Here is a 10,200-nt window from a genome sequence, read left to right as displayed (position 1 = left end):
AGGACGAAAATGTATCTTTGTCATAGTGAAATTCTTATGCCTAAAGATACAAAATCTTTAGGTAATAACAAAGCCCCAGCTTGTGAAAGTCGGGGCTTTGTGCGTAAAAAACAGAAGGTGTGCATTTTGACACACCTTCTTTTCCATTTAAGATTTTAGGTAAAAATGGGTAAGAATAGAATCTTAAAATATATTTTTGCATATAATACTGAAATTAAAGAAACTATGGCAACTTTAGCATACCTTATTGGTAATTCTAAATACACATATTTGACACAACTCGAAAATCCTGAAAATGATGCTAAAGAATTAGCCGAAAAGCTAAATTCTTTAGGCATCACTACTAAAACATTTTATAATCAATGTGGTAGTGAATATGCAAAAATACTATCAACTTTAGAAAAGGATATAAAAGATTATGATGATATAATATTTTATTATGCCGGGCATGCTTTCCAGATAAAAGATGAAAACTATTTGGCAGGGATTGACTTGTTGAATGTTACTTCTTTGCCAGACGAAAGAGAAAAAATCTTTCTCTTAAAAAGAGCATCTCTTCTATTGTCCGAAGTTCTTGAGATTTTTAAGGAAGACAAACAGACAAAAGTGCATATTGTCATTCTGGATGCCTGTAGGATTTATCCAACAAATGTCAGAGGTGGAGAAAGCTTGTCTATAGCACCATTAATGGCTCCTAAAGGAACAATGATTGCATATTCAACTTCTCCCAATGAGCCGGCTATTGACACCGGTTTTCCCAACCATAGTGTTTATACAGGCGCTTTATTACAATTTATTGAAGAAAAAATTCCTGTAGAAACTTTGTTTAAGAAAGTACGTGCTACAGTATTTTACCAAACAAAAGGGAAACAAACAACTTGGGAGCATTCATGTCTCATTGGTGACTTTTACTTTAATAAAGGCATCTCCTCCTGCTTAAATCAATCAAAATCCCATAAAGAATTGTATGAAAGTTGGGCTTTGAAAGATGAAAATTATGATTACGAAAATATCTCTACCCCTATTGCCCAAATATTAAATTTGCTTCATTCACAAAACTTTAATAAGCAAAATACTATACCAGACCGCCTAAATGACATTAATATTGCAGACATTGATAAAAACCTGTTATTTTTATTAGGACGGAACTTATTACAATGTTCTGAAAATTCGTTTAAGGTTTCAAATTGGTTTTCGTCTTTATACAAAAACCTCAAAAAATATTCACAAAATGGCATGAATCATGTCCTAAATGGAATTTTATATGAAATTTATTTCAATTCGCATGGTGAATTCAGACAGAAAGAAATCAAAAGATTTTGTTTAGATAGTGTATGGGGACTTATTGGACAACAGTCATTATCTTCCTCTTTCCAATTTATTCAAGAAAGGCTTATTCCTTATAAAGGCAGGCTAAGCTATATACCCGGTGAACAAACAGACAATATTGAGGTACATATCATAGGAAATATATTGAGAGGAAAAACAGAAATAGAAGCTATAAGATACAATGGAAAAGATATAAAAGAAGATATATCTACGCGCTATGGGAAAGAAGGAAAAAGCGAAAATCTAATAAATATATTAAGTGACTATTTAGTTGCTCCTTCTTATATTATACAACTATCTCCTGCAATAAGTACTGAAGTATATACCATTATACAGCCTCAAGTAAGTGTAGATGATAATCATTGGAATATACGACTGAATCTTTATAGCTAATGATAGAAAACTTCATCATATCCATATCCTTCAGCGAAGTAGAGGAAGCCTATGTCGGCAACTATTTCCGCCTTTCCGAAATGTCCGGCGAGTTTCTGATTATCCAGAAACCCGACATACCTTCTACTTCCTTTGTTCCAATGATTGTGACATCGTGGGCATCTGCCAATCCTTTGATTGGTATATTGTATCAAAAGACGCTTTTAATGACCGCCTGATAATCGGCATTGGTTTGTCGGATAAAGAAAGCATCAACGGAGAACTCTATCGTGTACAGGATGAAACCACGCTCATCCTTTGGTGTGACATACTCCGCTTTACTTTCGAGAGCGATTTCGTGCGCCAGTTCTTCCCGTACAATACTCACTTCAAAGGCAAGATGCGTATCGATGGAGCATTGTGTTTCTATATTCACGATTATTACCCGACCAGATGCAAGGACATATCGGTATTCGACAGAAAGATGAGTAATCTGGTATTTAGATTTAAGGAAGGCCGACAAGCAGCCTTTGTCGCCAAGATCTTCTCTCTTTGTATCGCCTGGATGCCGTTCTTTAAAGAGAAAGCCGCCAACGCCGTGCTGATCCCCATACCGGCGGCAACCCGTGAACGGAACATCGCCCGTTTTTGCAGCTTTCTCTCACATCGGCTTAAAGTTGTGGACGGCATTCGTGCCACACGGGGATGGAGAGCCCTCGTATCCGCGTAGGCCAGACCGGTCAGTGAGGAGAAGATGAACGTCCTGCGTGCCAGCTCCATCATCGGGTCGGGCAGCGGGGTTTCCATCATCCGCTTCAGTTCACCGCGACTGATATGCCTTAGTTTAGGCGCTTCTTTCCTCTCGTATGCCACGTCCTCTATCGGATTGGCTCTTAGTACTTCCCAGTCCACAGCGATGTAGATGAGCCGGTTGAGCCAGCACAGGCAGTGGTTCACGTGTCCGTTCCTGTGTCCTAGCTCCTTCTTGAGAAAGACCTTGAATGATTCGGCGAACTCTTCGGTGATGTCCGAAAAGGCGATGTCCTTCATCCCGCGGGATTCGATGAACTGCCTGAGGTTAAGCTGCGTGGTCTTCGACTGGCGGTAGGTGGAAGTGGAGTTGATCTCCTTGGAGCAGACCCTGAGCAGTTCGCGTTCCACCTCTCCGGCCTGCAGGAGGTATTCCGGCACGGAATTGGTACCGGATACGGTGGTCTTGAGCAGCTCGGCCGTGACCACTCCTTGGTTCCTCAGCAGATTCCCGTACGCCTCTTCCAGCCGGTTGCGGAAGGTGGCAAGGCGGTTGGTCTCCCTGGTCGTCCTGATTTCCCCCTTCGTACTGTCCCAATCCTCGGGCTTGCAATAGATGCCTGTCGTGACAGCCGATTTCTTTCCGTCGATGCTGATCCGGCAGAGGACGGCGGTCGTGCCGTCCGATCTGACCTTGTTGCGGTTGATGTAGAATAAAAGCTTGAATGTACTGCGCATGATAATGATTGTTTGGGGATTAAAGAATAAGTTTCAAATCGCGGGTTGCCTCGACGAACCTGTCCATATCCTCGAACAGTCGCTTCGGAGTTACACGGGCATATATCTGGGTGGTCTTTATGTTGGAGTATCCCAGCATTTTGCTGATGGTCTCGATCGGCACTCCCTCCTCGAGCGTGACCAATGAGGCGAAAGAATGCCTTCCCATGTGGTAGACAAGGTCCTGGCTCAGCCCCGCCATCAGGCGCAGGGATTTCATGTTTGCCCTGAGCGTGTGGTAGTCCTGCGGCGGAAAGAGGGTGGCGCGGGTATCCTCACGGTACTTTTTGATCAGCATGAGTGCTTCCGGCAGCAGCTTGACGCGTCCGAGGTAGTCGGTCTTCTTTCGCCGGTATTTCAGCCAGAGGCTGCCCTCGTCATCTCGGAAGAGGTTCTCCTGGGTGATGCTTACCGCATCGGCATAGGCGGTGCCGGTGTAACAGGCGAAAAGGAAGAGGTCCTGGGTGATGACATGTGACCTGCGTTTTTCCGGTATCTCCAAATCACGCAGCTTCTCGAAATTCTCACGGCTGAGTACTTTCGGCGTACCTTCCTTCTGCTTGGGCAGCTTGAAGTGGCAGAAATGGTATTTCTCCGAATGTCCCTCCTTGTAGGCGATGCGGCAGATCTTCTTTAGGATAGACAGGTAATGGCGCACCGTCTCCATTGCCAGCCTCTTCCTTTCCAGGCAGAAGTCCTGATAGTCACGGATGAACTGCTCGTTGAGCTGTCTGTCCGAAGACAAGGTCTGAGACCTTGAATTCCGTTTTGATGAATTCGGCAAGGGTGCGCCGGGTGTAGACGTAGGTCGACATTGTCGTCGGCGCACGGTCCACGCCGACACGGGCCTTCATCTCCTCATTGTGTCGGTCGAGAAGTTTGAGCAGGGTCATCTGCATGTCCGCGTTACCTTGGAACATGTCCCTGACCGCGGCGGCATCGAAATCCTTTTTCCTTTCCATGAGGGAATTGAAGACCGAGTGTACGGCAAGCAGCAGCCTCTCTATTTTTTTCATTGGTCTCCACCGCTTCCCGGCTCTTGCCATTCAATCGGCTCTCACGCGCGTTCCATAGCCCGGGGGTACAGGAGAGCTTGCAGCTGAACTGCGCCATCGTGCGGTTGAGGGTGATCCGTCCCATGATCGGGGCCTTGCCGGTCTTGTCCGGCTCGCTCTTTTTCAGGTAGAGCAGCACCTTGAATTTTTCCACTTTCATAACGCTCTTTTTTAGGTTGTAAAAATACTCCTTTGAAAAGCGTCCTTTGGCATGCAAAACATTGATAAACAGTGAATACAAATCCGCTTTGTTCCTATCGGTAAAAATTTGGTTACCTGCCGTTGTTTCCGAAACAGGCGGCTAACAGTCTGGTAACTGAAATGTCGCAATATTTTGTTTTTTTTGCAGATATGTCTGTTCTGTAATTCTTGTAAAACGCTTAATTATAAACGTTTTACGTTTAATTCTCGTCATTCTGTTTTTTATTGCATTTCTAAATATTACTTATGTTGCACGCCATTCGTGTGCGACTTCCTTATCGCTAATGGTGTACCTATTGAAACGGTATCCAAGATTTTAGGGCATACCAATATCAGAGCTACTCAAATCTATGCAAGAGTAACTGATGTTAAAGTCAGCAATGATATGGAATTATTGGTACAGAAGTTAGATATTGCTAAATGAATTTTAGGTGACTGAAATTTGTTATCGTCAGATAACAGCAAGGTGTGTTCTGTACTGCTTAGAATTATCTCAGCAGCTCTGTACCTTTTTAGAAAATCACTCCGAAGTCGTGTTTCCAATGAAAGAAAAATTACTCAAATTAATATCTTTTTCGCTCGTCGGGACGGGTGGTCCCGCCCCTTGCCGCTGGGCGTTCCCCGACCGATGAGTTTTTTAGTGATCTATCACAATTTTGTTTTCTTGAAATATTGATAGCTCGATTTCTTGACAACTTGTTTTCTTGATGTCAAGATTGCAAGACTGTATGAAAGTAAGACAGACAGGTAGGTAAACGTCATTCTATCATTCATGAATAGACAAAAAATTATTTTCTCTTTTCAAAAGCCCATGTAATTTATGAGGACTTGCGAAAAGAGAAAATAATTGATAGAACTTTAAGGGAAATTAATTGTCGTTTTCGTTCATCTTCCGAAGAAGTTTTTCTATTAAGCTATTAAGAAAGGCTGTTCTATCCCTTTTGCGCTCCCTGATGGTGGGATAAGTACGGTAGTAATCACCTAAGTCTATTTTGAATGATGCTTCTATGTAGGTCATTATTTCTTTTATATCGGCGTTCCCGTTATTTAGAACTCCGGCTGCATATATCGCATATCCCAACTCAATAGCAGCAGTTTTTGTACCCGTCCACCGGAAAGGATTGTCGGGAAGTGAAGCCCTGCTGGTTTCTGTTACTTCTTGTCTTTCAACCCCTTGCAATCGCTGTTGAAGATAAATTTCCAACATATCATAAGCCAACATTTTAGCTACCTTGTGGTCGCAACAAGTTGAAAATAAAGGGTCTTTATCAAACATACCACAGTTGTGGTACAATTTGTAGTTTTCATGTCCTCTAAGGAAATAATATCTATCTAAATGTGTCGATTTAGAACGATAATATTGGTAGAAGTCAAGATTAGCGTTACAAAATTCTGTTATTGCTGTTTGTTTTTTCTTATAATGCTCTTTGAGAACTTCTTTACTGCCATTCGGCTTTCTCAGTTCAAGCAGGTATATGTCACTAAAATATATCAGTTTACTTAGAATGGACGGCTTAATATCTTTAAAAAACGATATTTCATCGTTAGCATCTTGAAAAGTGTATTGATGTGTAAATTCTCTCAATTCTTCGAATAAAGGTCTGATAAAATTAATCATAGAAAGTGCCTTATCAGAAGATATATCGCTATCGAAAGAAAATATTCCAATTTCTATGTTTATTTTGGATAAAAGGTCTTTTATGAATATGTTATTGTAGATGTTTTCCATTTACTTCTTAATATTAAATAGTTTACTAAAAATATCGAATAAACAAAAGGTTTCTCTTATATGATAGTTTAAATCTACAATATTATAAATCGAGGGTGTCCAAAAATATTTGGCACCCTCGATTTATGATTATCTTTACTGGATATTAAAAGCAATTATTCAATTAGCAAAAGGATGTTTTGATTTTTTTTTATCTGCTTTTTTATATCCTCTTTATTTCGCATATCCGACAGGATGATTTAGTAATAAATGTTGAGACTTTTTTAGTTTTAATATTTTTCCCAATGTATTTTTATCCATTGTCATCCGTGGTACTGTAACTAAGCCAGCCGAGGAACAGAATAGTGAAATATTTTGAGAAATAATCCCAGTATCACAAGCTCCTACAATTAGCAACTGTTCAGGATTTCCGCTATTGAAGCGGGACAAATCAGCAACCAGTATCAGACATCCAGGGGCTTCTGTTACAAAATCCTGTTGTCCGGCTACGGCAGAACGATAATCACCTTTAGCAACAGGTTGTAACTGATGTGCTTTAGCATCGTACAAATAACACCCATCTTTCATACATACATATATGTCAACTTCCTGTACGTTATTTGCCGATGGTGCGGTACGTTTGCCTTCTGACGGACGGTTTATTCCGTTGGCTGCCCAAAGCAGGTCGGATAAATCCTGATGCGTCAGTTGTTTATTGGCAAATGCTCGTTCCGAATGTCTTTTATCCAATGCTTGCATCAATGTAACATTTCTGCTTTTATCCGGCTTATTCAAATTTATAACTTTCAATTCTTGAGCCTGTAATCCCATTATAATGCTCAATAATAAAACTGATAAAATTACTTTTTTCATATCTGCTCCTGTTATTTACTCAAATGAAGTCTGATTACATTTTCAATGATGGGTTCATAATTCATTTTATCAAACTTGACGAATAAATCATCTTTTGAGCCAATAACACCACCGTCACCAATAACCATTGGAGTGACATTGAAATAAATGTCTGTTACCAAATCCTTGTCAAGGAAAGCATTGTAAGTCTGTACTCCGCCACCAACGACTATTTCTTCCATTCCTTTTCCTTTCAGGTATTCTACCGCTTCTTCAGGAGTATGAACGGTTTTGTGACCGCTTCGGGCTTCGTGATTGTTGGATAGCACGACGATTTCTTTTCCTGCAAGGGCATCTTGCAACGCATCGATAAACATGGTATAAGTAGAATACCCAAAAACAATGTTGCCGGACTCAATGGCTTTCTGTACAAGAAATCCCATGACTTCCGGTGCTATCTGATGATTGGGATTGTTTGCCAGCAATACTTTTCCATTTGCTGACACTGACGCAATTAATGTTACTTTCATACGATTGTTTTTTTATTGTTAATATTAGAAACATCCTTTCAATATCGAATGAATGTTTTGATGCAAAAGTAGTGTATCTTTGCTTACTAAAGTATATCAATATACTTATGTATAGTAATATACAAGAGTATAGTTATGGACTATTTAAATAAACTGGTTATATGGAAGACTTTAATGGATGCCCTTATTCAAATGTTGTTGCTCTAAATGATACGCTGACCATTTTATCCGGTAAATGGAAGCTTAATATTATCCGGGCTTTGCTTTTTAGAAAGTATAGGTTTAATGAACTTCAAAAGAAAATACCTCATATTACTCCCCGTATGCTGTCAAAGGAATTAAAAGAACTCGAATTGAACGGGGTTGTAAAGAGAGCTGTTTATAATACAGTGCCAGTGACGGTAGAATATGAATTGACATCTTCAGGGTTTCGGTTGAAAGAATTAATTGCAGGAATGATTCAATGGGGTGTTGCTCATCGGGAATATGTGAAGAGTGTCAATATCAATGATTGATACGTTACATAAGCTAATTATCCTTAGGTAACTTGGTGTAAGGTGCAAACCTATATATAGATATAGTTTGCATCTTACACCAAAGCCTAAAGATTGTAAATCAAATATTTGCATAGTTCAAAAAGAAGCCGTATTTTTGAACCCAAGATATAAGCAGACAGACACAGGACAAAAGCGGACAGTTTTTAAGGACTAAAACGTGACAAGTACAGAGCTTATAATTCCGAAGATATTGATTTTTAGGAGAATATACCGCAAAATTCACGAACCAGGCGGATCACCAAGAAATCAGAGAGTTACACTAAAGTAACTCTCTTTTTTTATGCCTTAAACGCGCCGGTTTACATGGTTCAGTTAAACCGAGAGTTAAATGGGGATCAGTTTGAAAACTTGGGGGAATCTTTTCTTTTTTGTAGAGAACACGGTTGAACTTTTAAAAAAGAATTATATTTGTACTATTCATTACTGAAACTATGGCGAAGAATAATTTACTAAGTGAGCAACTTGCTTATATTGGTGTCAGTTGTACCCCTACGCATCTGCATTTGTGCAGTTATAATGCTGAAAGTATTTGTATGAAGGATGGGAAAGATATAGATAGTTTAATCCCTTATTTGAATAAGAATGCTATAAACTGGATACAAATTCATGGCTTTCAGAATACGGAGGTTATACAGCATGTCTGTCAGAATTTTAATGTCGACTTTTTGACGATACAAGATATTTTGAACTCCGACCATCAGACCAAGATAGAACAGCATGATACATATAATGTAGTGATTTTGAAGTTACTTTTTTCTAATGATGATGGCTATGTACCACAACAAATAGCCATTGTGCAAGGTGGAAATTATCTGTTGACTTTTATGGAAAAGGAAACAGACTTTCTGAATGATATAAATACGGCATTGGAAAAGAATGTGTTGAAAATACGTAGCCGGCAGTCTGATTTCCTGCTCAGTGTTATTCTAAACAGTGTGATGGCCAGCTTTATATCCATCATTTCGGAATTGGAAGACGGATTAGAGGATTTAGAAGAGCAATTGCTTTCGCCGGAACAGGCTGATATGCTCGGTATTGAAAATATACAGCAATACCGTCGTAATTTTCGTGTAATAAAGAAATGTATTTTACCATTAAAGGAGGAAATCAGCAAGTTGTTGCATCCGATCGATAATGATTTGTTGCACAAAGCAAGCCGTCCTTTCTTTAATGATGTCAATGATCATTTGCAGTTTGTATTGCAAACTTTAGATGGTTGCCGTGACATGATTTCAGCTTTGGTAGATATTTACCTTTCCAATAATGACCGACGGATGAACAGCATCATGAAACAGCTGACTGTTGTTTCTACTATATTTATTCCGTTGACTTTTCTGGCAGGAATCTGGGGAATGAATTTCCAATGGATGCCTGAACTGGGATGGCGGTATGGCTATGTATTTGCATGGACATTGATGTTGATACTAGTAGCAGTTATCTACTTCTATTTTAAGCGTAAAAAATGGTATTGATGAGAGAGGATGGATGGGATTTACTTAAATGTGAATCCCATATTCATGTTTTACTTCATTCATTACAAAGGTGCTTTCCAGTGAACCCAAACTGTCAATCGTGCCCAAGACATTGAGGATAAATTCCTGATAATACTTCATATTAGGGGAGTGTATTTTAAGCAAATAGTCATAACTGCCTGATATGTTATAGCACTCTGTTACTTCAGGGATATCCTGAATTATCCGTGTAAATTCCGCAGCAATGTCCCGGTTCAGTCTTCTTAGCTTGACACTGCAAAATACCACGAAGCCTTGGTTTAGTTTCTCAGCGTCCAATACAGCGATATATTTTTTTATATATCCTCCATTTTCCAATCGTTTGAGGCGTTCGAACACCGGAGTGGAGGAAAGGCTTACCCGTGCAGCCAGTTCTTTGGTGGTCAGTCGGGCATTTTCTTGCAAGGTACGTAGTATCTGCAAATCTACTTTGTCAAGTTTCTCTAAAGTACTCATAGAATAATATTCTTTCAAGAGGTTGATATTATTTTCATATCTGTCAATACAAATATATTGCATTTATCTTAGATTTCGGAGAAATTTTCGGGAAATGTAGTA

Annotated in this window: 10 protein-coding genes and 2 pseudogenes; 5 read left to right on the top strand and 7 right to left on the bottom strand. The window is 39.6% G+C overall.

Annotated elements, in window-relative coordinates:
* Positions 1-225: 225 nt before the first annotated feature.
* Both RE317_RS11595 and RE317_RS11590 read left to right on the top strand, forming a co-directional pair.
* Positions 226-1,722 carry a caspase family protein gene (locus RE317_RS11595; protein ID WP_229108729.1) on the top strand — a complete coding sequence of 499 codons (1,497 nt, stop codon included), beginning with the start codon at positions 226-228 and terminating at the stop codon, positions 1,720-1,722.
* Positions 1,722-1,940: a hypothetical protein gene (locus tag RE317_RS11590; RefSeq protein WP_005848077.1), complete on the top strand. Its 219-nt coding sequence runs from the start codon at positions 1,722-1,724 to the stop codon at positions 1,938-1,940. Before RE317_RS11595 ends, RE317_RS11590 begins: the two co-directional genes overlap by 1 nt.
* Here RE317_RS11590 and RE317_RS11585 read toward each other — a convergent pair.
* The 3 genes and pseudogenes from RE317_RS11585 to RE317_RS11575 all read right to left on the bottom strand — a co-directional run bounded on the left by RE317_RS11585 (position 1,913) and on the right by RE317_RS11575 (position 4,443).
* Positions 1,913-2,137 carry a hypothetical protein gene (locus RE317_RS11585; protein WP_032951822.1) on the bottom strand — a complete coding sequence of 75 codons (225 nt, stop codon included), beginning with the start codon at positions 2,135-2,137 and terminating at the stop codon, positions 1,913-1,915. The two genes, RE317_RS11590 and RE317_RS11585, sit on opposite strands and share 28 nt — an antisense overlap.
* Before the next feature lie 5 nt (positions 2,138-2,142).
* Positions 2,143-3,189, bottom strand: a complete 1,047-nt coding sequence (locus RE317_RS11580) for a site-specific integrase (protein ID WP_008667222.1) — start codon at positions 3,187-3,189, stop codon at positions 2,143-2,145.
* Between the two features lie 19 nt (positions 3,190-3,208).
* Positions 3,209-4,443: pseudogene (locus RE317_RS11575) on the bottom strand (tyrosine-type recombinase/integrase).
* Between the two features lie 277 nt (positions 4,444-4,720).
* On the opposite strand from RE317_RS11575, the pseudogene RE317_RS11570 reads away from it, so the two are divergent.
* Positions 4,721-4,908 (top strand): annotated as a pseudogene (locus tag RE317_RS11570) (tyrosine-type recombinase/integrase); the annotation flags it as partial.
* A 444-nt stretch (positions 4,909-5,352) separates the two neighbouring features.
* Here the strand turns inward: RE317_RS11570 and RE317_RS11565 are convergent.
* The 3 genes from RE317_RS11565 to RE317_RS11555 form a co-directional block, all read right to left on the bottom strand.
* Positions 5,353-6,213 carry an RteC domain-containing protein gene (locus tag RE317_RS11565; protein ID WP_008667224.1) on the bottom strand — a complete coding sequence of 287 codons (861 nt, stop codon included), beginning with the start codon at positions 6,211-6,213 and terminating at the stop codon, positions 5,353-5,355.
* A gap of 213 nt (positions 6,214-6,426) precedes the next feature.
* Positions 6,427-7,065 carry a SagB/ThcOx family dehydrogenase gene (locus RE317_RS11560; RefSeq protein ID WP_008667226.1) on the bottom strand — a complete coding sequence of 213 codons (639 nt, stop codon included), beginning with the start codon at positions 7,063-7,065 and terminating at the stop codon, positions 6,427-6,429.
* Between the two features lie 11 nt (positions 7,066-7,076).
* Positions 7,077-7,574 carry a dihydrofolate reductase family protein gene (locus tag RE317_RS11555; protein ID WP_008667227.1) on the bottom strand — a complete coding sequence of 166 codons (498 nt, stop codon included), beginning with the start codon at positions 7,572-7,574 and terminating at the stop codon, positions 7,077-7,079.
* Between the two features lie 161 nt (positions 7,575-7,735).
* On the opposite strand from RE317_RS11555, the gene RE317_RS11550 reads away from it, so the two are divergent.
* Together RE317_RS11550 and corA are read left to right on the top strand one after the other, a co-directional pair.
* Positions 7,736-8,089, top strand: a complete 354-nt coding sequence (locus tag RE317_RS11550; protein ID WP_008667229.1) for a helix-turn-helix domain-containing protein — start codon at positions 7,736-7,738, stop codon at positions 8,087-8,089.
* Positions 8,090-8,562: 473 nt separating this feature from the next.
* Positions 8,563-9,603, top strand: a complete 1,041-nt coding sequence (gene corA, locus RE317_RS11545; protein ID WP_005843785.1) for a magnesium/cobalt transporter CorA — start codon at positions 8,563-8,565, stop codon at positions 9,601-9,603.
* A gap of 24 nt (positions 9,604-9,627) precedes the next feature.
* Here the strand turns inward: corA and RE317_RS11540 are convergent, their stop codons facing one another.
* A complete protein-coding gene (locus RE317_RS11540) occupies positions 9,628-10,098 on the bottom strand; it encodes an Lrp/AsnC family transcriptional regulator (protein ID WP_008652383.1) in 471 nt (156 codons plus the stop codon).
* Between the last annotated feature and the right edge of the window lie 102 nt (positions 10,099-10,200).

The organism is Phocaeicola sp. GP0067 (assembly GCF_031119655.1).
Taxonomy (GTDB): domain Bacteria; phylum Bacteroidota; class Bacteroidia; order Bacteroidales; family Bacteroidaceae; genus Phocaeicola; species Phocaeicola vulgatus.
Note: the sequence above shows the minus strand (reverse complement) of the source record. Positions and strands in the feature narration are given on the sequence as shown.

Excerpts from the sequence above, each read along its gene's own strand:
- RE317_RS11565 (WP_008667224.1), bottom strand. The coding sequence starts at position 6,213 with ATGGAAAACATCTACAATAACATATTCATAAAAGACCTTTTATCCAAA.
- RE317_RS11580 (WP_008667222.1), bottom strand. The coding sequence starts at position 3,189 with ATGCGCAGTACATTCAAGCTTTTATTCTACATCAACCGCAACAAGGTC.
- RE317_RS11590 (WP_005848077.1), top strand. The coding sequence starts at position 1,722 with ATGATAGAAAACTTCATCATATCCATATCCTTCAGCGAAGTAGAGGAA.
- RE317_RS11540 (WP_008652383.1), bottom strand. The coding sequence starts at position 10,098 with ATGAGTACTTTAGAGAAACTTGACAAAGTAGATTTGCAGATACTACGT.
- RE317_RS11555 (WP_008667227.1), bottom strand. The coding sequence starts at position 7,574 with ATGAAAGTAACATTAATTGCGTCAGTGTCAGCAAATGGAAAAGTATTG.
- RE317_RS11560 (WP_008667226.1), bottom strand. The coding sequence starts at position 7,065 with ATGAAAAAAGTAATTTTATCAGTTTTATTATTGAGCATTATAATGGGA.
- RE317_RS11595 (WP_229108729.1), top strand. The coding sequence starts at position 226 with ATGGCAACTTTAGCATACCTTATTGGTAATTCTAAATACACATATTTG.
- corA (WP_005843785.1), top strand. The coding sequence starts at position 8,563 with ATGGCGAAGAATAATTTACTAAGTGAGCAACTTGCTTATATTGGTGTC.
- RE317_RS11550 (WP_008667229.1), top strand. The coding sequence starts at position 7,736 with ATGGAAGACTTTAATGGATGCCCTTATTCAAATGTTGTTGCTCTAAAT.